Origin of the sequence: Streptomyces sp. SCSIO ZS0520, from assembly GCF_025643355.1 — a bacterium.
GTDB lineage: Bacteria > Actinomycetota > Actinomycetes > Streptomycetales > Streptomycetaceae > Streptomyces > Streptomyces physcomitrii.
Map to the genome: position 1 here is coordinate 4,627,455 of NZ_CP092644.1, position 23,398 is coordinate 4,650,852.

Below are 23,398 nucleotides of genomic sequence, written 5' to 3' on the forward strand. Positions count from 1 at the left end.
GATCGCTCCCATATCTTGGTGCTGTCGACCCCGCAGGCTCTACCGTCGTGTCCATGGCACTGGCAACGCGGACGGACCGACGGCCGTCCATGGCGCGCTCCTTCTGGGACTCGACCGTCGGCAAGAAGATCGTGATGGGCGTCACCGGTCTGATCATGATCGGGTACCTCGTCGTCCACATGATGGGCAACGCGAAGATCTTCTTCGGGGCCGACGACTTCAACGAGTACGGGCACTGGCTGCGCGTCGTGGGAGAACCCTTCCTGCACCGGATGTGGGGACTGTGGATCGCCCGCGTGGTCCTGCTGACCTCGGTGATCCTGCACGCCGTCTGCGCGTACCAGCTGAGCCGCCGCGACATCAAGGCGCGCCCGCAGAAGTACGTCCACAAGAAGGCGCGGATGAGCTACGCGACCCGCACCATGCGCTGGGGCGGCGTGATCCTCGGGCTCTTCATCGTCTGGCACATCCTGGACCTCACCACCGGGACCGTGCACCCCGACGGCTTCGAGGACGGCAAGCCCTACCAGAACGTCGTGGACACCTTCTCCACCTGGTACGGCAACGTCATCTACATCGTCGCGATGCTGGCCATGGGCATGCACGTGCGGCACGGGTTCTGGAGCGCGGCGCAGACCATCGGCGTCGGCAGCCGCACCCGCGAGCGCGTCCTGAAGGCCACCGCGAACGGCCTCGCCCTCATCCTCACCGTCGGGTTCATCTCCGTGCCCGTGGCCGTCATGACCGGAGTCGTGAGCTGACATGACCTCGCACAGCACCTACGCGCAGTACACCGTCGGCGAACCGGTCAAGGACACCCAGGCCCCCGAGGGCCCGGTCAACGAGCGCTGGGACACCCGGCGCTTCCAAGCCAAACTCGTGAACCCGGCCAACCGCCGCAAACACAAGGTCATCGTGGTCGGCACCGGCCTCGCGGGCGGCGCCGCCGGCGCCACCCTGGCCGAACAGGGCTACCACGTCATCCAGTTCTGCTTCCAGGACTCCCCGCGCCGCGCCCACTCCATCGCCGCGCAGGGCGGCATCAACGCCGCGAAGAACTACCGCAACGACGGCGACTCGATCCACCGCCTCTTCTACGACACCGTCAAGGGCGGCGACTTCCGCGCCCGCGAGTCCAATGTGCACCGCCTGGCGCAGATCTCGGTGGAGATCATCGACCAGTGCGTGGCCCAGGGCGTGCCCTTCGCCCGCGAGTACGGCGGCCTCCTCGACACCCGCTCCTTCGGCGGCGTGCAGGTCTCCCGTACCTTCTACGCGCGCGGCCAGACGGGCCAGCAGCTGCTGCTCGGCGCCTACCAGGCGCTCTCCCGGCAGATCGCCTCCGGCGGCGTCGAGATGCACGCGCGCACCGAGATGCTCGACCTGATCGTGGTCGACGGCCGGGCCCGCGGCATCGTCGCCCGCGACCTCGTCACCGGGAAGATCGACACCTACTTCGCCGACGCGGTGGTCCTCGCCAGCGGCGGCTACGGCAACGTCTTCTACCTGTCGACGAACGCCATGAACTCCAACGCCACCGCGATCTGGCGCGCCCACCGCCGCGGCGCCTACTTCGCCAACCCCTGCTTCACGCAGATCCACCCGACCTGCATCCCGCGCTCCGGCGACCACCAGTCCAAGCTGACGCTGATGAGCGAGTCGCTGCGCAACGACGGCCGCATCTGGGTGCCCAAGGCCAAGGGCGACAACCGCCCGGCCGCCGAGATCCCCGAGGAGGAGCGCGACTACTACCTGGAGCGCATCTACCCCTCCTTCGGCAACCTGGTGCCCCGCGACATCGCCTCCCGCGCCGCGAAGAACGTCTGCGACGAGGGCCGCGGCGTCGGCCCCGGCGGCCAGGGCGTCTACCTCGACTTCGCCGACGCCATCAAGCGCATGGGCCGCAAGGCCGTCGAGGCCAAGTACGGCAACCTCTTCGACATGTACGCGCGGATCACCGCGGAGAACCCGTACGAGACCCCGATGCGGATCTACCCCGCCATCCACTACACGATGGGCGGACTCTGGGTCGACTACGACCTGCAGACCTCGATCCCCGGCCTCTTCGCGGTCGGCGAGGCCAACTTCTCCGACCACGGCGCCAACCGCCTCGGCGCCTCTGCGCTGATGCAGGGCCTGGCCGACGGCTACTTCGTCCTGCCGTCCACCATCAACGACTACCTGGCGCGCAACCCGCACAAGGACGAGGTCGACGACACCCACCCGGCGTCGGTGGCCGTGGTCAACGAGACCAAGGACCGCCTCGCCAAGCTGCTCGCCGTCGACGGGGACCGCACCCCGGACTCCTTCCACCGCGAGATCGGCGAACTCGTCTGGGAGTTCTGCGGAATGGCCCGTACCGACGAGGGACTGCGCAAGGCCCTCGACCGGATCCCGCAGATCCGCGAGGAGTTCTGGACCCGGATCAAGGTGCCCGGCAGCGGTGAGGAGTTCAACCAGTCGCTGGAGAAGGCGAACCGGGTCGTCGACTACCTGGAGCTGGCCGAGCTGATGTGCCTCGACGCGCTGCACCGCAGCGAGTCCTGCGGCGGCCACTTCCGCGAGGAGTCGCAGACCCCCGACGGCGAGGCCGCCCGCAAGGACGAGGAGTTCTCCTACGCCGCCGCCTGGGAGTTCACCGAGACCGGCGCCTCCCCCGTGCTCCACAAGGAGCAGCTCACCTTCGAGTACGTCCACCCCACTCAGCGGAGCTACGCATGAAGCTCAACCTGCGCGTCTGGCGCCAGAAGAACGCCGAGACCGACGGCGCCATGGCCAGCTACGAGCTCGACGGCATCTCCCCGGACATGTCGTTCCTGGAAATGCTCGACACCCTCAACGAGGAACTCATCGTCAAGGGTGAGGAGCCGGTCGCCTTCGACCACGACTGCCGCGAGGGCATCTGCGGTGCCTGCAGCCTGGTCATCAACGGCGACGCCCACGGCCCCGAGCGCACCACGACCTGCCAGCTCCACATGCGGTCCTTCCAGGACGGCGACACCATCGACATCGAGCCCTGGCGCGCCTCCGCCTTCCCGGTCATCAAGGACCTGGTGGTGGACCGCACCGCCTTCGACCGGGTGATCCAGGCGGGCGGCTTCATCACCGCCCCGACCGGCGCCGCCCCCGAGGCGCACGCCACCCCGGTGCCCAAGCCGGACGCCGACCTCGCCTTCGAGCACGCCGAGTGCATCGGCTGCGGTGCCTGCGTCGCGGCCTGCCCGAACGGCGCGGCGATGCTCTTCACCTCGGCCAAGGTCAACCACCTCAACGTCCTGCCGCAGGGCGCCCCCGAGCGCGAGACCCGCGTCCTGGACATGGTGGCCCAGATGGACGAGGAGGGCTTCGGCGGCTGCACCCTCGCCGGGGAGTGCGCCACCGCCTGCCCCAAGGGCATCCCGCTGATGTCGATCACCTCCATGAACAAGGAGTGGCTGCGCGCGACCCGCAAGTCCAAGCGCTGACCCTCCTGCCCGGCGACACCCCCAAGCAATGCTCCGTGGACGGGGTGTCGGGTGCGAGGTCCAACGGACGCAGACCTCGCACCCGCTTCGGCCGGCGGAACCTCCGCGGTTCCGCCGGCCGAGGTGTGTCCGGGGTCCGGGCCGGTTCCCCCGGGGTCCGGGCCGCGTCCCCCGGTGCCCGATCGGGCCTTCGGGAGTCGGCCGATGCCCTGCTCCCGCTGCGGGCCGCCACCTCCCTACCCTGGGCGGGTGACCCTCAGCGCGGCATCCCTGGTCCCGGTCAACCTGACCCTGGGCATCCTGCTCGCGGTCCTGCTCCTGGCCGCCGCCGCGGTCGCCCGCTGGTACGGGCTGTCCCCCGACTCCCGTACCCGGCGCGGGCGGGAGATGCTCTTCGCCGGAGTACGGGCCGCGATCCAACTGGCCGCCGTCTCCCTGGTGATCGAGTGGGCGGTCCGCTCGCCCTGGGGCCTCGCCGCCTTCCTGCTCGTCATGCTCACCGTCGCGGTCCGCACCGCGGGCCACCGCATCACCGGCAACACCACCGGCTGGCTGACCCTCGCCCCGATCACCGCGGGCGTCGTCCCGGTGGTCGCCGCCCTGCTGCTCTGCGGCCTGGTCCCGCCGAAGGGCCTCGCGCTGATCCCGGTCACCGGCATCCTGATCGGCGGCGCCATGACGGTCACCGTCCTCGCGGGCCGCCGCGCCCTGGACGAACTCACCGCCCGCCACGGCGAGGTGGAGGCCGCCCTGGCCCTCGGCCTCCCCGACCGCGAGGCCCGCATGGAGATCGCCCGCCCCGCCGCCTCGGACGCCCTCCTCCCCGGCCTCGACCAGACCCGCACGGTCGGCCTGGTCACCCTCCCCGGCGCCTTCGTCGGCATGCTCCTCGCCGGTGCCAGCCCGCTGCGCGCGGGCGCGGTCCAGCTCTTCGTCCTGATCGCCCTGATGGCCGTGCAGTCGGTGGCGGTCGCGGTGACGGTGGAACTGGTCGCCCGGGGAAGGGTCCACCGGGCGGGCAAGGAAGGGTGAGGCCCTGGGAGCGGGCGGCCGACTTCCCTCCCGTACGGCCGACTTCCCTCCCGTACCGCCGAGTCCACGCCGCACCGTCCAGCGGCCGGGCTCCCGTTCCCCTCAGGCCGCCGTCTCCCGCCGCCCCCGCCGCAGATGGAACGCCGAGGCCGTGACCGCGAGGGCGGTGCCCCCGGCCGCGTAGGCCGCCAGTACCCACAGGGGCCGGGTGAGGGCGTGGCCGGAGAAGTAGACGGTGTTGCGGACGGCGGTGGTGCCCGCGCCCGGGGGCAGCCAGTCGCCGATGGCGCGCCAGAAGGCGGGGAGCAGGGCGGAGGGGTAGGCGCCGCCGGCGCTCGGGTTGCCGAGGACCACGAAGAGGACGATGGCCACGCCGATGCCGAGGACGCCCCACAGCACCTGGAAGGCGACGGTGGTCGCGGCGGCGGCGAAGACGACGAGCGCGCCGAGGGCCCACAGCGCGCCGAAGTGCCCGGGCAGGGCGCCGAGTACGGGGTCGGCGATGATCGCCCCGCCGAGGCCGGAGACCAGGGCGTACAGGGCGAGGGCGCCCAGGCGGACCACGGTGCGGGGGAGGGTGGCCGGCCGGGCGCCGCCCGCCATGCCGCAGATCGCCGCGGCCAGATAGCCGCCGATGATCCAGCCGAGGACCAGGTAGAAGGAGGACATCCCGCGGCCGTCCTTCGCGCCGGGGGCGCGGATGTCGCGGACCTCGACCTGCCGGTTCTCCGCGCGTTCGAGGCTCTGGGCGATCTGGGTGGCGGTGGCGGTGAGCGCCGGTCCGCCCGCGGAGGCGACGAGCAGGGTGTCCTTCCTGCCGCGCGCGTCGATCAGGATCGCGGCGTCCACCGTACGGTCGAGCAGCAGTCCGCGCGCCTCCCGCTCGCCCTCGGCGGTGCGGGCCTCGACCGGGTCGTTCCGCATCGCGTTGAGCCGGTCCACGACCTGGTCGGAGACCTGCGCCGGGGCCACCACCGCCACCGGGATGCGGTGCGGCGCCGGGGCGTGGAAGGCGCCGATGTAGGAGAGGACGAAGCCGAGTTGCAGGGCGAGGACTCCGGTGATCAGGAGCAGCCCGCGCAGGCTCAGGGCGTCGCGCAGATCGGCGGCCAGGGTCCCGGAGGGCGGGGTCTCGGAGGGCGGGGTCTCGGGGGTCTCCTGCGAGGAGGCGGGGGGCGTCACGGGGACCTCGGTTTCCGTCGTTCTTCGGCCCGTTCGTCCGCGGATGCCCGCCGGGGGAGCGGGCGCGACGGCTCCCGGGTGTTCCGCTGCCGTCCCAGGATTCCGCCGGCCGCCGCCGGAGCAAAGGCTGACACTCCAGGTTCGCGTAACGGGTGAAAAGGGGGGGGAGGCCGTGGGAGGGGAGGTCCTTGGGGGAGGGGGCGGTGGGGCCCTGCGCGGGTGGGCCCCACCGGGGCCACCGGGGCGGCCTCCGCCACCGGGGCGGCCTCCGCCTCCGGGCCACCGCTCCCGGAGCAACCGGCCCGCGAGCAACCGCCTCGCGAGCAACCGCCCCGCGGCAACCGCCCTAGAGCACCGCCTCGGCCAGCCGGGTCCAGTCCTCGACCGGGGGCTTCGCGGCGTCGGCGCCGAGTACCTGGACGACCACCGAGGTGGCGCCCGCGTCCAGGTGTTCCCGTACGCGGGCGCGGGTGGCGTCGAGGCCGCGGGTGACCAGGGCCTCGGCGAGGCGGGGGCTGCCGCCGCGGACGAAGTCCTCCTCGGTGAAGCCCTGGCGCCGCCAGGAGGCGCGGTAGTTGGGCAGGCCCGTGTAGACCTCCAGATGGGCGTGGGCGCGGCTGCGCCAGGTCTCGGGGTCGCGGTCGGCGGCCGGGTCGACCACCGCCGCCTGCTCGACCACCAGCAGCGGCGCCGGAGTCTCCCCGGCCGCGCCGCCGAGGATCTCGCGGGCCCGGGCCGTGTGCTCCGGGGTGACCAGGTACGGGTGGGCGCCCTGGGCGCGGTCGCGGGCCAGCTCCAGCATGCGCGGGCCGAGGGCGGCGAGCAGCCGGGGCGGAGCCTCGGACTCGCCCGCGACCAGGGCCGGGGCCGCGTCCAGAGCGTCCAGATAGGCGCGCATCGCGGCGAGCGGGCGGCCGTAGTCGTGGCCGCGCAGCCGCTCCACGAGCGGGGCGTGCGAGACGCCGAGGCCGAGCAGGAAGCGTCCGCCGTACGCCGCGTGCAGGGTGCGCCCGGCGGCCGCGGCGGCGAGGGCGTCCCGGCCGTAGATGCTGGCGATGCCGGTGCCGACGGCCATCCGGCGGCTCGCCCCGAGGTACCACTGCGCGGCGGTGAAGGCCTCCCGGCCGTAGGCCTCCCCGCACCACAGGGAGTCCCAGCCCTGTTCGTCGAGCGCGGCGACGGTCTCGGCGGCCTCGCCGGGTGGCAGTCCGTCAAGTGTGCTGGTCCACAGGCCCACGGGGCCGTTGAGTGACGACATGGTTCCGATTATGCGCGGGGCGGCCGGCGTACCGGCGGATCCGCCCCGGGCCTCAGAACACGCCCGCGGCCTGGTCGGCGCCCTCGCTGTCGCGGCCGTCGTGCTTCGGCGCGCGCATGGTCACCATGGTCCCGGCGATCAGCCCGGCGAGCAGCATGACCCCGACCGCCCACCAGATGGCGACCGTGTAGCCGTGCACGATGCCCTCCCGGGCGATACGGGAGCGCTGCGCGGGATCGCGGGTCAGACGGGAGGTGACCCAGTGGGTGGCCGAGGTGGTGGCGATGGTGTTGAGGAGCGCGGTGCCGATCGAACCGCCCACCTGCTGGGCGGTGTTGACCGTCGCCGAGGTGACGCCGGAGTCCCGCGGGGCCACGCCCTGGGTGGCGGTCGACATCACCGGCATGAAGGTGAGGCCCATGCCGAGGCCGAGGATGAGCAGCGCGGGCAGGATGTGCGAGGGGTAGCCGGAGTCCACGGTGAGCTGGGTCAGCAGGCCGAGGCCGGTGGCGGCGAGCAGCATGCCGGGGACCATCAGCATCCGCGGCGGTACGCGGTGCAGCAGCCGGGCGCTGATCTGGGTGGAGCCGATGATGATGGTGGCGGTCATCGGCAGGAAGGCGAGCCCGGTCTTCAGCGGCGAGTACTCCAGGATCGTCTGGAGGTAGAAGGTCATGAAGAGGAAGAGGCCGAACAGGCCGATGGTCGCGAGCCCCATGGTCAGGAAGCTGCCCGCCCGGTTGCGGTCCCGGATGATGTGCAGCGGCAGCAGCGGGTGCGGGGCCCGGGTCTGCCAGCGTACGAAGCAGAGCAGCAGCAGGACGCCGCCGCACAGCAGGGTGAGGACCAGGCCGTCGCTCCAGCCCCGGGGTTCGGCCTCGCTGAAGCCGTAGACGATGGCGACGAGTCCGCCGCAGCCGAGCAGCACACCGGGGACGTCGAGGCGGGCCTCGCGGTGGCCGGGGCGGTCGTGGAGCAGCGCGAGGGCGCCGAGCGCGGCGAGGGCGGCGATCGGGATGTTGACGTACAGGCACCAGCGCCAGTCCAGGTACTCGGTGAGGACGCCGCCCATGATCAGGCCGATCGCCGCGCCGCCGCCCGCGATCGCGCCGTAGATGCCGAAGGCCTTGCTGCGCTCCCTCGGGTCGGTGAAGGTCGTCGTCAGGAGCGAGAGCGCGGACGGGGCGAGGACCGCAGCGAAGACGCCCTGGAGGGCGCGGGCGCCGAAGAGCATGCCCGCGTTGGCTGCCGCGCCGCCGAGTCCGGAGGCGGCGGCGAAGCCGATCAGGCCGATGATGAAGGTGCGCTTGCGGCCCACGTAGTCCGCGATCCGCCCGCCGAGCAGCAGCAGTCCGCCGAAGGCGAGGGTGTAGGCGGTGATGACCCACTGCCGGTTGCCGTCGGAGATGCCCAGTTCGCGCTGTGCGGAGGGGAGCGCGATGTTCACGATGGTCGCGTCGAGCACCACCATGAGCTGGGCCAGCGCGATGACGACCAGGGCCCACCAGCGGTGCTTGTCCTGGGGCGGCTGGGGTGCGGTCGCGGCTGTCCCATTGGCTGACACAAGGGACAGAACACCATGGAACGGGGGCCCTCGCATCCGGGCGCCGACCGGCCCCGCCCGGGCCGCCCCTCAGGGTTCGAGGACCACCTTGCCGACGGTGCGGCGCCCGGCGAGGTCCTCGTGCGCGCGGGCGGCCTCGGCCAGCGGATAGCGCTGCACCACGGGCCGCAGCCGCCCGGCGGCGGCGTGGCCGAGGGCGCGCAGCTCCAGGGTGCGGATCGGGTTCTCGCCACCGGCGCGGCGCATCATCGGGGGGCCGAGGACCTCCAGCGTGGTGATGCCGCGGGCCCTTGACTCCTGCTCGCCGAGCCGGAACCCGCCGCTCTCGCTGCCGATGCCCTCCGCGGACCAGCCGAAGACGAGGTGGGTGCCGCCCGGGCCGAGCAGCTCCACGGCGGCCCGGGCCGCCTCGCCGCCGACGCCGTCGTAGACGAGGGTGGCGGCCCGGCCGTCGAGCCAGGCGGCGGCCTTCTCCGGCCAGCCGGGGTCGGTGTAGTCGAGGGCGAGATCGGCGCCGCCCGCCGCGACCAGGGCCGTCTTGCGGCTGCCGCCCGCGAGGCCGAGGACGGTGGCGCCCGCCTGCTCGGCGTACTGCAGCAGGAAGCCGCCGAGGCCCCCGGCCGCCGCCGGGATGACGACGAGGTCCCCGGGCCCCGGCTCCGCGAACTGCACGATGCCCATCGCGGTGCGCCCGGTGCCGATGAGCGCGACGGCCCCGGCCGGGTCGAGGCCGCCGGGGACCTCGTGCAGGCGGTCGGCGTCCACCGCGGCGAGTTCGGCGTAGCCGCCGGGTGCGAGGCCGAGGTGGGCGACGACCTCCTTGCCGAGCCAGCCGGGGTCGGTGCCCGGGCCGAGCGCGCGGACCGTCCCGGCGACCTCCCGGCCGGGGATCGTCGGCAGCTCGGGCAGCGCGGGCAGCGGTCCCTTGACCCCGCCGCGGATCGCGGCGTCGAGGAGGTGCACCCCGGCCGCGGCGACGGCGACCAGGACCTGCCCGGGCCCGGGTTCCGGGTCGGCGACCTCCTCCAGGCGGAGGTTGCCGGCCGGGCCGAAGGTGTGGAGCCGGATCGCGCGCATGCGGAACTGCCTTTCGGACGTGACCGACCTGGCCGGTGGGCCGTACGGGAGCGGAGCGGAGCGGCGGTCGCCGTGCGGGGCGGCCGCGCTGACCACTCTTCAACCTCAAGTGGGATTCAGGTCAAGGGGGTTCGGGGGCGTGCGGTCGGGGGCGGGCGGTCAGGGTTCGCGGGTCCGGGCTGAGCGATTCCGTGGCGCTGTATCGCCGTGTATCCGCGTTCCCGCGTTCCGGCGTTCCCGCGGTCCGGCTGTCGGGCCGCCCTCGGATCCATCTGCGACCGGCCTCGGACTCCACCCTGGGACCGGCCTCGGACTCCACCCTGCGACCGGCCCCGGACTTCACCCTGGGACCGGCCTCGGTCCGCCCTCCGCTTGGTGGTTGGCTCAGCCCGCGTACTCCCGGCCGGTTCAGCCGCGTACTCCCCGGCGGTCGCGGGGGCCGGTCGCCGGGTCCTTGCCGCCGCTGGTTCCGCTGCCGGGGCCGTTGCCGGGGCCGTTGCCGGTCACGGAGCCGCGCCCGGCCGAACGGAGCGCGAGGGTGGCGGCCTCGACGGCGCTGTGGAAGGAGACCTCACTGAGGACTCCGGGGGCGGCGACCTGGTCGCCCGCGAGGAAGACGCCGTCGCCGCGGTCGATCGCGGGGCGGTCCCGCCAGGTGGTGCCCGGGTGGTCGACGGCGCCCGTGCGGCCCTCGGCCAGGGAGGTGCGCCGCCAGGTGAGCCGGTCGCGCCAGCCCGGCATGCCGAGGTCGAGCAGGTGCTCGGCGCGGGCGGTGCCCTCGGCCTTGCCCTGACCGGGGCCGATCGGGATCTGGCCCTGGATCAGCTGCTCCCCGGCGGGCGCGAGGGTGGGGTCGAAGGCGCTGAACCGCTCGATCCAGCCGGGTGCGTCCAGGTCGGAGAGGGCGAAGGCATCGCCCCGGCGGGCGCGTACCGCGAGGTCGAGGAGGACGGTGCGCCCGCTCGGCCAGCTCAGGCTCTCGTCGTCCAGGAGGCTCCGGGCGGCGGCCAGCGAGGTCGCCACCACGACCGGTCCGTCCTCGGGCAGCCGGTCCAGGCGCGCGCCGGTCTCGGTGCGTACCCCGAGGTCCCGGGCGTGCGCCGCCATCCGCTCGATGACCGAGGACCAGCCGCCGCGCGGGTAGTGCGCCTCCGGGGGCAGCTTGGTGGCCCGGCGCAGCCGCTCCTGGACGAAGGCTGCGGAGAGGGCGCCGGGGTCGTGGTGGAAGAGGGCGACCGCCGCGTAGTGGGCGGCGGCGCGGGCACCGGTGGGGCCGACCTCCCCGGTGGCCCAGCCGAGGAAGTCGGCGTCGACCGGGGCCTTCGCCGGGGAGCGGCCGAGCAGCCGCAGCATGCCGAGGGGCGGCAGGCGGTGCAGTCGGCCCCGGTGGTGCAGGCGCAGCCGCAGCGCCTCGACGGGGGAGAGCGGCGCGAGCCGGCCGATCAGGTTCCGGGCGCGCAGCCAGGCCCAGTGCGCGCCGCCGTTGTAGAGGGCGTGCGGCCCGTCGTTGGTCCGGTAGCGCCCCTCGGCCTCGGCGGTACGCGCCCGCCCGCCGAGGCTGCGGTGCGCCTCGTGGAGGGTGACCTCGGCGCCCCCTTCGGCGGCGGTGATGGCGGCGGTGAGACCGGCGAAACCGCCGCCGACGACGGTGAGACGGGGCTTCGAACGGGCCCCTCGCGAGGACTCGGACATGGGATTCCTTCCTGTGCTCCGCTGTTCCGCCTGCCGCGCCCCACCCGCTCGCCGCCGGCCCGCGGGTGCCGGTGCGGCACGCAGCGCGCGAGCGCGAGAGCGGGCGGGCGAGTGGGGAAGGGGAGCGGGGGGCGGGGGAGCGGGCGGATTGTGCGGTTCCGGTGGGCTGTCGGTCGGTGCGGCGGATCAGGAGATGAGCTTTAGACATTCCGGTCTATCTGGTCTCATCTGTGACAGATAACGACATGCCTGCCGAGAGTGCACGGGGCGGGCGCACGGGGTGCGGGTCCGGGTGTGCGCGTGTCCGTGCGTACGTGCGTACGTGCGTACGTGCGGACCGGGGCGTACGGGCGCGGGACGGACGCGGCGGTGGGGGACCGGCAGACGCGGTGGGGATGGGCGTAGGCGAGGGGGACGGGCGTACGCGGTGGGCTAGCCGCGTTGTCAGTGGCGGGGTGCAGGATGGCGGGCATGGCAGGGAAAGCAGTGGTGCGGCAGGCGCGGCGGCCCGAGATCCGGCTGCCCGAGCTGGTGGCCTTCGGGGGCGGCGGGCTGCGCCCCGACGGGGACTACGACGGGGTGGAGTTCCGGGACCTGGATCTGGCGGAGCAGGACGGCGGGGGCGCCCGCTTCCTCGACTGCGCCCTCACGGGGTGCGCGGTGGACGGCACCCGGCTGCGCGGAGCCCGCTTCCTCGACTCCCGCCTGACGGAGATACGCGGCGTCGGCACCGATCTCGCCGAGGCCTCGCTACGGGACGTGGAGCTGGTGGAGCCGCGCCTCGGCGGGGTGCAGCTGCACGCCTCCTCGCTGGAGCGGGTGCGGGTGCGCGGCGGCAAGATCGACTATCTGAACCTGCGCGCGGCGAAGCTGCGGGACGTGGTCTTCGAGGGCTGTGTGCTGGTGGAGCCGGACTTCCAGGGGGCCGCTCTGGAGCGGGTCCAGTTCCTCGACTGCGTCCTGCGCGAGGCGGACTTCTCCGGGGCCAAGCTGCGCGAGGTGGACCTGCGCGCGGCCACCGAGCTGGGCATCGCCCGCGGCGTGGACTCCCTCTCCGGCGCGGTGATCAGCTCCGGTCAACTGCTCGATCTGGCACCGGTGTTCGCGGCGCAGCTGGGGGTGCGGGTGGCGGAGGCCTAGCGGGAGTGCCGGCCGGTCCTCACACCCGGGGGAAGCGGGCCTGGAGGCTCCAGATCGCGGGGTTGTCGGCCAGCGCCTCGTGCAGGTCGCACAGGTCGGCCACCAGGTCCTGGAGGAAGTCCCGGCTCTCCCGGCGGAGTTCGGCGTGGGCGAAGCTCAGCGGGGGCTCGTCGGCGCGCGACCAGTCCGCCTCGATCTCGACCCAGCCGAAGCGGCGCGCGAAGTACAGCCGGTCGCTGGACTCGGTGAAGTCCAGCTCGGCGTGCTGGGGGCGGGAGGCGCGGCTGCCGAGCGGGTCCCGGTCGAGCTGCTCGGTGATGTCGCAGAGCGCCCAGGCGAAGTCGAGCACCGGCACCCATCCCCAGGCTGTGGACAGCTCCCGGTCCTTCCCGGTGTCCGCGAGGTAGACGTCCCCGCAGAAGAGGTCGTGCCGCAGCGCGCGGACGTCCGCCACCCGGTAGTCGGTCTGCGGGGGGTCGGGAAAGCGGGTGGAGAGGGCGTAGCCGATGTCGAGCACGGGCCGATGGTGTCATGGCGCCCGGCGGCGCCCGCCGGTGCCCGCCCGTCCCCCGCTTGCCCGCCCCGCGGGGCCGCCCGCCCGCACCCTGCCTACGATCACCAGGTGCACATATCCCACCCGGCCACGCCCGGTCCCCGGCCTCCCCGGGGCCGCCGACCGCACCGGCGGACGGCGGCGAGCGCGGCGCTGCTCCTCCTCGCGGGCGTGCTCGGCGGCTGCGGCGGCCGGAGCCACGGCGAGGAGGCGCCCGCCCGGCCCGGCGCCGCCGGAGTGGGGGACCCGTACTTCCCGCAGGCCGGGAATGGCGGCTTCGACGTGCGCCACTACGCGCTCCGGCTCGGCTACACGCCCCGTACCGAACGCCTCACCGGCACCGCGGTGCTCACCGCGCGGGCGGAGCAGGCGCTCAGCTCCTTCCACCTCGACCTGCGCGGGCTGCGGGTGAGCGAGGTGGAGGTGAACGGGGCCCGGGCCCGCAGCAGCCGCCGCGGCCAGGAACTCCTCGTCCGCCCGGCCCGGCCGCTGCCCGCGGGGCGGGAGTTCACCACCCGGGTGCGGTACGCGGGCCGCCCGCTGACCCTCACCCAGCGGGACGGCTCACAGGAGGGCTGGGTGCGCACCGAGGACGGGGCGGTGGCGCTCGGCGAGCCGGTCGGCGGGATGACCTGGTTCCCCGGTAGCCACCACCCCTCGGACAAGGCCTCCTACGACATCCGGGTCACCGTGCCGAAGGGGCTGACCGCGGTGGCGAGCGGCGAGCTGCGCGGGCGGCGCACCGTGGGGGACCGGACCACCTTCCGCTGGCGGAGCAGGGAGCCGGTGGCGAGCTATGCGGCCACCGTCGCCGTGGGGCGCTTCCGGCTCTCCTCCTCCGTACTGCCGGGGCGCGGCGGGAAGGGCGGCGGGGGGCTGCCGGTGTGGAACGCGGTCGACCCGGTCACCGGGGAGGCGGGGCGCGCCTCGATGGAGGCGCTGCCCAAGGTCATGAAGTGGGCCGAGCGGAACTTCGGCAGCTACCCCTTCTCCTCGGCCGGGGGCATCGTGGAGCGCGAGGGGGACGCGGACTACGCGCTGGAGACCCAGACCCGGCCGTTCTACCCCGGGCCGCCCGACGAGGTGCTGCTCGTGCACGAGGTGGCGCACCAGTGGTACGGCAACAGCGTCAGCCCGAAGACCTGGCGGGACATGTGGCTCAACGAGTCCTTCGCCACGTACGCGGAATGGCTCTGGCAGGAGGACAACGGCGGCCCGAGCGCCCAGGAGTCCTTCGAGGCGGTCCACGACGGCAGCTACTTCGAGACCCCGGACGAGGCGCTGAACCTCTGGAACTTCCCGCCCGCCCGGCCGCCCGGCCCCGACCGGCTCTCCGACGCCCCCTCCTACGAGGGCGGCGCGATGGTCCTGCACCGGATCAGGACCGTCCTCGGCGACCGCCTCTTCCGCGAGCTCCTCACCGGCTGGCCCGCCGCCCACCGCCACGGCAACGCCGACACCCGCGACTTCACCTCCTACGTGGAGAAGCTCGGCGGCCCGGAGCACCGGTCCGCGCTGCGCCGGGTCTGGAAGGACTGGCTCTACGGGAGCGGGAAGCCCGAACTGCCGTGAGGCGGCGGGGTGTTCGCGGCGGGCAGCGGCGTAGGGCGACCGGTCGCGGCGGACCGGCCGCGGTGGCGGGACGGCGGCCGGGTCCCGGACGACGGGCGGGGCCGCCCGGTCGCGTGGTGAACGCGTCCCGGGCGGCCCCGTCGACCCGGCGCCCCAGCTGCGGGGGCCGCCGGACTCCCGACCGCGGCGGCGCCCGCACGGGCCCTCGGCCCGCGTGCTCAGGCGGCCCGCGTGCTCAGGCGTGCCGCCGGCTCAAGCGCTCCGCATGGGCATGATGCTCAGGCGTCGAGACTCAGGCCATTGCGCGACTCGGGCACCGCGCGGCTCAGGCATGGCGCGACTCAGACGTTGACGCCGAAGTCCTGGGCGATGCCCGCGAGGCCGGAGGCGTAGCCCTGGCCGACGGCGCGGAACTTCCACTCGGCGCCGTTGCGGTACAGCTCGCCGAAGACCATGGCGGTCTCGGTGGCGGCGTCCTCGCTGAGGTCGTAGCGGGCGATCTCGGTGCCGCCGGCCTGGTTGACGATGCGGATGTAGGCGTTGCGCACCTGGCCGAAGTTCTGGCTGCGGGACTCGGCGTCGTAGATCGAGACCGGGAAGACGATCTTGTCGACGTCGGCGGGCAGGCCCGCGAGGTTGACGTTGATGGCCTCGTCGTCGCCCGCGCCCTCGCCGGTGCGGTTGTCACCGGTGTGCACGATCGTCTGGTCCGGCGTCTGCTTGTTGTTGAAGAAGACGAAGTGCGCGTCCGAGTAGACCTTGCCCTCGGGGTTCACGGCGATCGCCGAGGCGTCGAGGTCGAAGTCGGTGCCGGTGGTGGTGCGGACGTCCCAGCCGAGGCCCACCGTGACGGCGGTCAGACCGGGCGCCTCCTTGGTGAGCGAGACGTTGCCGCCCTTGGACAGGCTTACAGCCATGGGGTACTGCCTTCCTCTGGGTGATGCGGGCTCCGTACTGGGGACGAAGCTACCGGTACCCCTATGAACGCCGGGAGGAGACCAGGAGGTTCCAGCCGCTTTACTTTCTTTACCCGCGACTTTCGGCACCCGGACGGCGCACGCCCCGCCGCACGGCGCACGCGCCCGGGATGCGCGCCCCGAGAGTCCGTCGAGGGGTCGCCGAGAGGCCCGCCCAGGGGAAAGCCGGGGGCCGCCGAGGAAAAGAGGATGACGCCGCCGCGGGAGCGCGGGACCATGGTCGGCATGTCCAGACCAGCAGGGGGCGCCGGGGGTTCAGCCCCCGGCCGGTACCTCATCCGCGGTTCGGTCTCCCTGCCGGAGGCCGAGCTGATGTGGCGTTTCTCGCGGTCCTCGGGGCCCGGCGGGCAGCACGTCAACACCAGCGACTCCCAGGTGGAGCTGCGCTTCGACCTCGCGGCGACCAAGGCGCTGCCCGAGGTGTGGAAGGAGCGGGCGCTCGCCCGGCTCGAAGGGCGGCTCGTCGACGGGGTGGTGAGCGTGCGCTCCTCGGAGCACCGCTCGCAGTGGCGCAACCGCGAGAGCGCCGCCGTACGCCTCGCCGCCCTGCTCGCCGAGGCGACCGCGCCGCCGCCCAAGCCCCGCAAGCCGCGCCGCATCCCGCGCGGTCTCAACGAACGGCGGCTGCGCGAGAAGAAGCAGCGCTCCCAGACCAAGCGCGGGCGCAGCGGCCGCGATTGGTGAGGCGCGGGGCGCTCGGGCCGTTGCGCGGCCGACCGTCCGCGCCGGTGCGCGCCCGCCTCGCGCCCGCTACCCCAACCGCCGGTAGCGCCCCTTGAAGTAGGTGAGCGGCCCGCCCTCGGTGCTGGGCAGCCCGGCGGTGAGCACCCGGCCCACCACGAGCACGTGGTCGCCCGCGGTGACCCGCTGCTCGGTGCGGCACTCCAGGGTGGCCAGGGCGCCGCCGACCAGCGGGGCGCCGGAGACCTCGCCCCGGGTGAAGGCGATGTCCTCGAAGAGGAGGCGGTCGCTGACCCGGCCCTTCATGGCGAAGCGGCCCGCGATGTGGCGCTGGCTCTCGGAGAGCAGGGAGACCGCCCACACCGGCCGCTCTTCGAGGAGTTCGTCCATCCGGGAGCCCTCGCGCAGGCTGACGAGGACGAGCGGGGGGTCCAGCGAGACGGAGAGGAAGGACGTCGCCGTCATCCCGATGTCCTCGCCGCGGGGCCCCTCGGGGTCGGGTTGCGGCTCGTGCGCGGTCACCAGGACCACACCGGCGGCCAGTCGGGTCATGGCGGCGCGGAACTCGTCGTGGGTCACCCCCTCAGCATGCCCGCCGGCCGGGCCCGCGGCCTCGATCCGGGGGTCGCTCGGGGTCTTCGGCGATCGCAGCATGCGGCCGACGCTACGGCGGCCCCCCGCCGCGCGCATCGGCCCGGCGGACCAGGACCCGGACGGCCGGATGGGCGGCGAGACCTAGGTCCGAGGTCGCAAAGGGGGCAGAGTGGTCGTGATCGCCCGGAGCGGATTTGCGGAGTGGAAACACTCGCGATGCCTGGCTCGGAGCCAGTCAACCCCCCTTCCTCTCCTGTGACTTGAGTCACAGGAGCCAATTATTGTTGACCCTGTGTACCGACGGAACAGCTCGCTGTGATTCAGTGGCGGGGACGCTGCTGTACGAACGCCGATGACAACCCTGGAGTTTGCTGTCGAGGTCTCGGGGAGAGTGAGCATGGACGCCGAGTCGGAGCCGTACGTCCGTCTTGCGTCCCTGCGTCAGTTGCACCAGGTGATGGCGGACATGAACACGGCACGCAGCCTGGCCGACACCCTGCAGTCCGTCGCGGACGGGGTGGTCTCCGGCCTGGGCTACGAGCTGGCGTGCGTGAACCTCGTACGCCCCGACGGGGACCTCGTGGTCGCCGCGCTCGCCGGCAGCTCCGCCGCCGAGGCCCTCATCACCGGCCGGGTGGGCCCCCGTGCCGCCTGGGAGCGCCGCCTGAACATGGGCGAGGTCTGGGGCGCCCTGCGCTTCATCCCGCACACCGAGGGCTGGATACTCGACGGCGACGAGGTCCCCCAGTGGCACACCGAGGGTCCCGAGCCGCGCTTCGAGGACGAGTGGCACCCCTCCGACCGCCTCTTCGCCCCGCTGTACTCACCCAGTAGCAGTGGCGGTGAGCTGATCGGCGTCATCTCCGTCGACAGACCGCGTAACGGACGTCGTCCCGGCGCCTGGGGCCGCGAGGCGCTGCAGATGTACGCCTTCCAGGCCGCGATTGCGATCAGCAACGCACGGCTGCGAGCAAACATGCAGCGCGCCCTGGTCCGCCTGGAGCGCGAGCAGCAGGCCCTGCGCGCCAGCGAGGAGTCCTTCCGGCAGGCCTTCGAGTACGCGCCCTCCGGGATGGCCATCGCCGAGATGGGCGGCGACCAGCACGGCCGGATCCTGCGGACCAACGACGCGCTCTCCCGGCTGCTCGGCCGCTCCGCCTCCGCGATGCGCCGCTACTCCTTCTCCGATCTGGTCCACCCCGAGGACATCGGCATCCTGCTGCGCACCTCCGCCGAGGGCGGCCGGGCCGAGCTGCGGCTCAAGCGGCGCGACGACACCTACCTCTGGGTCTCGATGCGCAACTCCGTGGTCGCGGACGCCGCCGACGGGCCGCGCTTCCTGCTCACCCACGTCGAGGACATAGAAGAGCGCAAGCGCCGGGAACTCCAGCTCGCGCACCGCGCCTCCCACGACTCCCTCACCGGCCTGCCCAACTCCGCCGAGCTGCGCTCCCGGCTCGGCGCCCGGCTCTGCGGCCGCCCGCAGCTCGGCGCGGGCGAGGACTCCTCGATGGACGCCGCGTTCGGTGGGCCCGCCCTCGGCACCGGCTTCCCCGGGCCCGAACTCCACGGCCTGGACCTGCCCGAGGAGCATCTGCCGGGCACCGTCCTGCACGACCACCATGTGCACACCGTCGCCCCCGACGACGAGGCGGACGACGGCGCCAAGGGGCTCGCGGTGCTCTTCTGCGACCTCGACGGCTTCAAGTCGATCAACGACCGCTACGGCCACCACACCGGCGACGCCGTGCTCATCGAGGTCGCCCGCAGGCTGACCAGCGGGGTGCGGGACGGGGACACCGTGGCCCGGCTCGGCGGCGACGAGTTCGTGGTCCTCGCCGACGGCCTCGGCCGCGCGGACGCCCAGGACCTCGCGGTGCGGCTGCGGAGCGCGATCATCCCGCCGATCCGGGTCGACGGCCGCCCCGTCCGGGTCGGCGCGAGCATCGGCATCGGCTGGGCGCACTGCGGAATGACCGCGGACGAAGTGCTCAAATCGGCGGACCAGCGCATGTACGTCGAAAAGCGGTCACGTGCGAAACAGCACAGGCGAGCGGGCTGATCCCCAGGTCGCGGGCCCGATGTCGTCCGGCTCACCCGTTCGGGTCATCTTGAGCGGGTAGGCTCGCCCGCATCGCACGGCAACCGACATCTGCCCCAAGGGAGTGAGACGGGGAATGACGCCCGGCAACGACGGCGCGAGCACGCCCGAGGACGACGACCCGTTCGGCTACCTGTACGCCGACGGGCAGGCCTCCGGTGCCACGCCGCCCAGCGGCGGTTACGGCTACCCCGGCCCCCGCTCCTACCACAATGTCCGCGCGGTCGGTGAGCGTCAGTACGGCCAGGGCGCCTCGCAGGGGACCTACGGCCAGGGGCAGCAGTACGCGGGAGGCCAGCAGTACGGCCAGCAGCAGTACGGCCAGGGCCAGCAGCAGGGCCCCGGCGCCCGGCAGTACGGCCAGCAGGCGCCGCAGCAGCAGTACCAGGGCCCCAACCCGCACTACAGCGCCCCCGAGACGCTGCCCGGCGGCGGGGGCGCCCCGCCCGCCCGGCACGAGCACCACGACGGCGGCGGCCGGGGCCGCGGCCCCAACACCCGCGGACTGCTGATCGGCGCCGTCGCGGTGGTCGCCGCGGTCGTCATCGGCATCGGCATCGCGGTCCTCGGCGGCTCCGGCGACGACAAGGCCTCCGACAAGCCCGGCGACGACTCCACCGCGGGCCAGACCCAGGACCCCACCGAGGAGCCCACCGGCAAGCCGGACAAGCCCCTGGACCTGCCGAAGGCGGACGCCAAGGCGCTGACGCTGACGGGGGGTACGAAGACGGACTCCACGATCGAGGGGGCCCGGGCCCAGGGCGGGGTGTACGTCGCGGGGCTGAACACCCCGGGCGCACGGGTCGCCTGGAAGGTCGACGGCATCCCGGAGGAGGGGGACTACACCCTCTTCGTCGGCTACGGCGTCCCGGGCAAGGCCGCCGAGACCACGCTCACCGTGAACGGCAAGCCCTCCGACCGCAAGCTCAACATGGACAACTTCGCGGGGGCCAAGGAAGGCGCCTGGGACAAGGGCTGGACCCAGACCTTCGCCTGGATACACCTCAGCAAGGGCACCAACACCTTCGTGATCTCCTGCGAGACGGGCGACACCTGCGACGCCAATCTGGATCAGGTCTGGCTGAAGGCGGGGCACGTCAAGAAGTAGGGCGGGTCACGTCAAGAAACAGGTACCGGGTGCGCCCGCCGCCCCGGACACGAGCGAGCGCCCTCCCCGCGCGGGGAGGGCGCTCGTCGTCTGTACCCGTCCGGCCGGTGCCCGCGCCGCTGTTCCGCCGCGCGGGGGAACCGGCTCACTCCGGGTCCGGTGCCACCGGCCCCGCCACCACCTTCGCCCGCAGCTCCTCGTACGCCTCCCGGTCGAACTCGCCCGCCACCGGCGCCAGTACGGTCGCCGCCGAGAGGGCGACCGCGCGGACCAGGCGCTCCGGCCAGTCGAGGCCCTCCACCAGGCCCGAGAGGAGTCCGGCCACCGCCGAGTCGCCCGCGCCGGTCGGATTGCCCTTGACCCGCTCCGGCGGGGCCGCGCGCCAGTGGCCCTCGGGGGTGACCGCGTGCATGCCGTCGCCGCCGAGGGAGGCGATGACCGCGTGGGCGCCGCGGCGGCGGGCGTCGCGGATGGCCTCGGCCGGTTCGTGGGAGCCGGTGAGTTCGGCCAGTTCCTCGGCGTTGGGCTTGATGAGGTCGGGCCGGGCGGCGATCGCGCGCCGCAGCGGCTCACCGCTGGTGTCGAGCAGCACCGGCACCCCGGCCCCGCGGGCGGCCCGTACGAGGTGCGCGTAGGCGCCCACCGGCACGCCCGGCGGGAGGCTGCCGCACAGGGCGACGGCCGAGCAGGACGGGAGCAGCCGCTCGTAGGAGGCGACGAAGTCCGACCACTCGGCGGGGGTGACCAGCGGGCCCGGCTCGTTGAGCTGGGTGGTGTCGCCGGTGGCCGCGTCCACCACGGCGATGGTGCGGCGGGTGGCGCCGGAGACCGGGAAGAGGGCGTCGGTGAGGCCCTCGGTACCGGCGAGCTGTTCGCGCAGCGACCGGCCGGTGCTGCCGCCGACGAGTCCGGTGACGGTCACCCGGTGGCCGAGGGCCGCGAGCACCCGGGCGACGTTCAGGCCCTTGCCGCCGGGGCGTTCGACGACCTCGCGGACGCGGTGCGAGGCGTGCGGCCGCAGCGACGGCACGTGGTAGGTGATGTCGAGCGCGGTGTTCGGTGTGACCGTGAGGATCACCGGGTCTCCCCCAAAGCGTGACGGCGGCCCTGTCGGAGTTGGCGTGCGGCGCCCGCTCCGGCGGGCCGGGCCCGCCCGGGCGGGCCCCTTGATCATGCCAAAGTCCGGGCGCCCGGCCCAGCCCAGGGGCGCGGACGGGTGCCGGGCGCGGGCGTCCGGGGCCCGGGCGGTGCCGCCCGGGCGGATGGTCAGGCCGGCTGCGGCTCGCGCAGCCAGGTGCCCTTGCGCATCACCCCGCGCAGCGCGAAGTCGGCGTCCAGGACGAGCAGGTCGGCGTCCTTGCCGGGTTCCAGCGAGCCCACCCGGTCGGCGAGGCCGAGCAGCCGCGCCGGGTTGGCCGACAGCGCCCGTACCGCGTCCTCGACCGGGATCCCGTCCACGGTCACCGCGCGCTGGAGGGCGCGGTCCAGGGTGAGGGTGGAACCGGCGATGGAGTCGCCCTCGACCAGCCGGGCCACCCCGTCCCTGACCGCGACCTCCAGCGGTCCGAGCCGGTAGACGCCGTCGCCGAAACCGGCCGCGTCCATCGCGTCGGTGATGAAGGCGACCCGGTCCGCGCCCGCGTGGCCGAAGGCGAGGCGCAGGGCGGCGGGGTGCAGATGGACGCCGTCGTTGATCAGCTCGACGGTGACCCGCTCGTCCTCCAGGAGGGCGGTGACCGGTCCGGGCGCGCGGTGCCCGAGCGGGGGCATCGCGTTGAACAGGTGGGTGGCCACGGTCGCGCCCGCGTCGATGGCCTGCTTGGTCTGCTCGTACGTGGCGTCGGTGTGCCCGACCGCGGCGATCACGCCCGCGTCGACGAGCAGCCGCACCGACTCCAGTCCGCCCGGCAGTTCGCTGGCGAGGGTGAGCATCCTGGCCTGCCCGCGCGCCGCGTCGACCAGCTTGCGCACCAGGGCCGGGTCCGGCTCGCGGAGCAGCGACTCGGAGTGGGCGCCCTTGCGGCAGGGCGAGATGAACGGGCCCTCGAAGTGGATGCCCGCGATCTCGCCCTGCTCGGCCAGTTCGGAGAGCAGACCGGCGCGCTGGAGCAGGGCGTCCATGTCGCCGGTGACGGTGGAGGCGACGGTGGTCGTGGTGCCGTGCAGCCGGTGGGTGTGCACGCCCTTGAGGACGTCCTCGACGGTGCCGTTGGTGAAGGAGGCGCCGCCGCCGCCGTGGTTGTGCATGTCGACGAAGCCGGGGAGCAGCCAGTGGCCGCTCAGATCGATCTCCGGGGCGCCCTCGGGCGCGCTGCCCGCGATCCGGCCGCCCTCGACGACGACCCGGCCGCCCGCGAGGGTGCCGGTGGGCAGGACGACGTGGGCACCGGCGAGAACCAGGTGTGCGGCGGCCATCAGGCGGTTACCTCCGGGGAGTGGGTGGGCGCGCCCGGGCCGGACGCGGTGAGCAGGTCCCAGGCGAGCAGCCCGGCACCGAGGCAGCCGGCCCGGTCACCGAGGGCGGCGGGCACGATCTCGGGCTGCTGCTCGAAGGTCAGGCGCTGCCGCACGGCGGCACGCAGCGGTACGAACAGGGTCTCGCCCGCCTGCGCCAGTCCGCCGCCGATGATCAGGGTGTGCGGGTCGAGCAGGGTGTGCGCGGTGACGAGGCCGTCGGCGAGCGCGTCCACGGCCTCCTGCCAGACGGCCCGCGCCCGCGGATCGCCCGCGTCCACGGCGCGCGCGCAGTCCGCCGCGTCCGCGTCCGGGGTGCCCGAGGCCGCGGCCCAGGCCTCGCTGACCGCGGAGGCCGAGGCGAGCCGCTCCAGGCAGCCGCGGCGGCCGCAGCCGCAGGGCGGGCCGCCGGGCCGGACGACGATATGGCCGATCTCGCCCGCGTGCCCGTGCGCGCCGGGCTCGATCCGGCCGTCGATGCCGATGGCGCCCGCGATGCCGGTGCCCAGTGGTACGAAGAGGAACCGGTCCGCGCCCCGGCCCGCGCCGAGCCGCCCCTCGGCGAGCCCGCCGGTGCGCACGTCGTGGCCGAGGGCGACCGGCACCTCGCCGAGCCGGGCACTGAGCAGCGCGCGCAGCGGGAGGTCGCGCCAGCCCAGGTTGGAGGCGTAGACCGCGATGCCGCGCTCGGCGTCGACGATCCCGGGCACGGCGACGCCCGCCGCGGCGGCCGGTTCGCCGAACTTCTCCTCGCCGTGCGCCCGCAGTTCGGCCGCGAAGGCGAGTATCGACTCGACCACCGCCTCCGCACCGCGCTCGCGTCCGGTGTCCCGGCGTGCCGAGTGCAGCAGCGTGCCGTCCGCCGTGACCAGGGCGGCCTTCATCCCGGTGCCGCCCACATCCAGGGCGATGACATGTCTCACGGGGACAGTCTCGCGCCTGGACCGCC

Annotated in this window: 20 protein-coding genes; 9 read left to right on the top strand and 11 right to left on the bottom strand. The window is 74.0% G+C overall.

Features of this window, described 5'->3' with window-relative positions; all coding sequences use genetic code 11:
• Nucleotides 1-53: 53 nt before the first annotated feature.
• From MID12_RS18250 to MID12_RS18265, 4 genes are all read left to right on the top strand, one after another.
• Complete coding sequence (locus tag MID12_RS18250) at nt 54-761, top strand: succinate dehydrogenase (protein ID WP_078845459.1); 708 nt, start codon at nt 54-56, stop codon at nt 759-761.
• A gap of 1 nt (nt 762) precedes the next feature.
• Nucleotides 763-2,721: a fumarate reductase/succinate dehydrogenase flavoprotein subunit gene (locus tag MID12_RS18255; RefSeq protein WP_040252112.1), complete on the top strand. Its 1,959-nt coding sequence runs from the start codon at nt 763-765 to the stop codon at nt 2,719-2,721.
• Nucleotides 2,718-3,464 carry a succinate dehydrogenase/fumarate reductase iron-sulfur subunit gene (locus MID12_RS18260; RefSeq protein WP_263168806.1) on the top strand — a complete coding sequence of 249 codons (747 nt, stop codon included), beginning with the start codon at nt 2,718-2,720 and terminating at the stop codon, nt 3,462-3,464. The genes MID12_RS18255 and MID12_RS18260 overlap by 4 nt, the downstream gene beginning before the upstream one ends.
• A gap of 249 nt (nt 3,465-3,713) precedes the next feature.
• Nucleotides 3,714-4,496: an ABC transporter permease gene (locus MID12_RS18265; RefSeq protein WP_040252118.1), complete on the top strand. Its 783-nt coding sequence runs from the start codon at nt 3,714-3,716 to the stop codon at nt 4,494-4,496.
• Nucleotides 4,497-4,598: 102 nt separating this feature from the next.
• Here MID12_RS18265 and MID12_RS18270 read toward each other — a convergent pair whose 3' ends face one another.
• The 5 genes from MID12_RS18270 to MID12_RS18290 form a co-directional block, all read right to left on the bottom strand.
• A complete protein-coding gene (locus MID12_RS18270) occupies nt 4,599-5,678 on the bottom strand; it encodes a DUF3533 domain-containing protein (protein WP_040252121.1) in 1,080 nt (359 codons plus the stop codon).
• Nucleotides 5,679-6,024: 346 nt separating this feature from the next.
• Entirely contained in the window at nt 6,025-6,936 is a 912-nt protein-coding gene (locus MID12_RS18275) for a TIGR03620 family F420-dependent LLM class oxidoreductase (protein WP_040252124.1), read from the bottom strand.
• Nucleotides 6,937-6,988: 52 nt separating this feature from the next.
• The gene (locus tag MID12_RS18280) at nt 6,989-8,500 is read right to left on the bottom strand and encodes an MFS transporter (RefSeq protein ID WP_052482442.1); all 1,512 of its coding nucleotides are present in this window, start codon (nt 8,498-8,500) and stop codon (nt 6,989-6,991) included.
• Nucleotides 8,501-8,569: 69 nt separating this feature from the next.
• The gene (locus tag MID12_RS18285; protein ID WP_263168815.1) at nt 8,570-9,577 is read right to left on the bottom strand and encodes a zinc-binding dehydrogenase; all 1,008 of its coding nucleotides are present in this window, start codon (nt 9,575-9,577) and stop codon (nt 8,570-8,572) included.
• 408 nt (nt 9,578-9,985) lie between these two features.
• Nucleotides 9,986-11,269, bottom strand: a complete 1,284-nt coding sequence (locus tag MID12_RS18290) for an NAD(P)-binding protein (protein ID WP_263168818.1) — start codon at nt 11,267-11,269, stop codon at nt 9,986-9,988.
• Between the two features lie 471 nt (nt 11,270-11,740).
• On the opposite strand from MID12_RS18290, the gene MID12_RS18295 reads away from it, so the two are divergent.
• Nucleotides 11,741-12,409, top strand: coding sequence for a pentapeptide repeat-containing protein (locus MID12_RS18295; RefSeq protein ID WP_397915770.1), 669 nt, complete (start codon nt 11,741-11,743; stop codon nt 12,407-12,409).
• Nucleotides 12,410-12,428: 19 nt separating this feature from the next.
• On the opposite strand, the gene MID12_RS18300 is transcribed toward MID12_RS18295, so the two are convergent.
• The gene (locus tag MID12_RS18300; RefSeq protein ID WP_040252129.1) at nt 12,429-12,926 is read right to left on the bottom strand and encodes a hypothetical protein; all 498 of its coding nucleotides are present in this window, start codon (nt 12,924-12,926) and stop codon (nt 12,429-12,431) included.
• Between the two features lie 105 nt (nt 12,927-13,031).
• Here MID12_RS18300 and MID12_RS18305 point away from each other — a divergent pair, with 105 nt between their 5' ends.
• Complete coding sequence (locus MID12_RS18305) at nt 13,032-14,534, top strand: M1 family metallopeptidase (RefSeq protein WP_317633392.1); 1,503 nt, start codon at nt 13,032-13,034, stop codon at nt 14,532-14,534.
• Nucleotides 14,535-14,875: 341 nt separating this feature from the next.
• Here MID12_RS18305 and MID12_RS18310 read toward each other — a convergent pair whose 3' ends face one another.
• Nucleotides 14,876-15,451 (bottom strand): TerD family protein, encoded by a 576-nt coding sequence (locus MID12_RS18310; RefSeq protein ID WP_040252131.1) that lies wholly within the window; start codon nt 15,449-15,451, stop codon nt 14,876-14,878.
• Nucleotides 15,452-15,727: 276 nt separating this feature from the next.
• On the opposite strand from MID12_RS18310, the gene arfB reads away from it, so the two are divergent.
• Nucleotides 15,728-16,195: an alternative ribosome rescue aminoacyl-tRNA hydrolase ArfB gene (arfB, locus tag MID12_RS18315; protein WP_411577071.1), complete on the top strand. Its 468-nt coding sequence runs from the start codon at nt 15,728-15,730 to the stop codon at nt 16,193-16,195.
• 66 nt (nt 16,196-16,261) lie between these two features.
• Here arfB and MID12_RS18320 read toward each other — a convergent pair whose 3' ends face one another.
• Complete coding sequence (locus MID12_RS18320) at nt 16,262-16,846, bottom strand: flavin reductase family protein (protein ID WP_040252133.1); 585 nt, start codon at nt 16,844-16,846, stop codon at nt 16,262-16,264.
• A gap of 337 nt (nt 16,847-17,183) precedes the next feature.
• Between MID12_RS18320 and cdgB the strand changes: the two genes are divergently transcribed.
• Nucleotides 17,184-18,848 carry a diguanylate cyclase CdgB gene (gene cdgB / locus MID12_RS18325; RefSeq protein ID WP_263168827.1) on the top strand — a complete coding sequence of 555 codons (1,665 nt, stop codon included), beginning with the start codon at nt 17,184-17,186 and terminating at the stop codon, nt 18,846-18,848.
• 115 nt (nt 18,849-18,963) lie between these two features.
• Nucleotides 18,964-19,995: a carbohydrate-binding protein gene (locus MID12_RS18330; RefSeq protein WP_040252136.1), complete on the top strand. Its 1,032-nt coding sequence runs from the start codon at nt 18,964-18,966 to the stop codon at nt 19,993-19,995.
• A 145-nt stretch (nt 19,996-20,140) separates the two neighbouring features.
• Here MID12_RS18330 and MID12_RS18335 read toward each other — a convergent pair whose 3' ends face one another.
• From MID12_RS18335 to MID12_RS18345, 3 genes are all read right to left on the bottom strand, one after another.
• Entirely contained in the window at nt 20,141-21,073 is a 933-nt protein-coding gene (locus MID12_RS18335) for a 1-phosphofructokinase family hexose kinase (RefSeq protein ID WP_263168830.1), read from the bottom strand.
• 188 nt (nt 21,074-21,261) lie between these two features.
• Nucleotides 21,262-22,410: an N-acetylglucosamine-6-phosphate deacetylase gene (gene nagA, locus MID12_RS18340; protein ID WP_263168833.1), complete on the bottom strand. Its 1,149-nt coding sequence runs from the start codon at nt 22,408-22,410 to the stop codon at nt 21,262-21,264.
• Nucleotides 22,410-23,372: an ROK family protein gene (locus MID12_RS18345; RefSeq protein WP_040252142.1), complete on the bottom strand. Its 963-nt coding sequence runs from the start codon at nt 23,370-23,372 to the stop codon at nt 22,410-22,412. The genes nagA and MID12_RS18345 overlap by 1 nt, the downstream gene beginning before the upstream one ends.
• Between the last annotated feature and the right edge of the window lie 26 nt (nt 23,373-23,398).

Bases quoted from the DNA above. Each gene is read 5' to 3' on its own strand.
- MID12_RS18275 (WP_040252124.1), bottom strand. From the start codon at position 6,936: ATGTCGTCACTCAACGGCCCCGTGGGCCTGTGGACCAGCACACTTGAC.
- MID12_RS18310 (WP_040252131.1), bottom strand. From the start codon at position 15,451: ATGGCTGTAAGCCTGTCCAAGGGCGGCAACGTCTCGCTCACCAAGGAG.
- nagA (WP_263168833.1), bottom strand. From the start codon at position 22,410: ATGGCCGCCGCACACCTGGTTCTCGCCGGTGCCCACGTCGTCCTGCCC.
- cdgB (WP_263168827.1), top strand. From the start codon at position 17,184: ATGGACGCCGAGTCGGAGCCGTACGTCCGTCTTGCGTCCCTGCGTCAG.
- MID12_RS18250 (WP_078845459.1), top strand. From the start codon at position 54: ATGGCACTGGCAACGCGGACGGACCGACGGCCGTCCATGGCGCGCTCC.
- MID12_RS18330 (WP_040252136.1), top strand. From the start codon at position 18,964: ATGACGCCCGGCAACGACGGCGCGAGCACGCCCGAGGACGACGACCCG.
- arfB (WP_411577071.1), top strand. From the start codon at position 15,728: ATGGTCGGCATGTCCAGACCAGCAGGGGGCGCCGGGGGTTCAGCCCCC.
- MID12_RS18285 (WP_263168815.1), bottom strand. From the start codon at position 9,577: ATGCGCGCGATCCGGCTCCACACCTTCGGCCCGGCCGGCAACCTCCGC.
- MID12_RS18260 (WP_263168806.1), top strand. From the start codon at position 2,718: ATGAAGCTCAACCTGCGCGTCTGGCGCCAGAAGAACGCCGAGACCGAC.
- MID12_RS18320 (WP_040252133.1), bottom strand. From the start codon at position 16,846: ATGCTGCGATCGCCGAAGACCCCGAGCGACCCCCGGATCGAGGCCGCG.
- MID12_RS18290 (WP_263168818.1), bottom strand. From the start codon at position 11,269: ATGTCCGAGTCCTCGCGAGGGGCCCGTTCGAAGCCCCGTCTCACCGTC.
- MID12_RS18255 (WP_040252112.1), top strand. From the start codon at position 763: ATGACCTCGCACAGCACCTACGCGCAGTACACCGTCGGCGAACCGGTC.
- MID12_RS18295 (WP_397915770.1), top strand. From the start codon at position 11,741: ATGGCAGGGAAAGCAGTGGTGCGGCAGGCGCGGCGGCCCGAGATCCGG.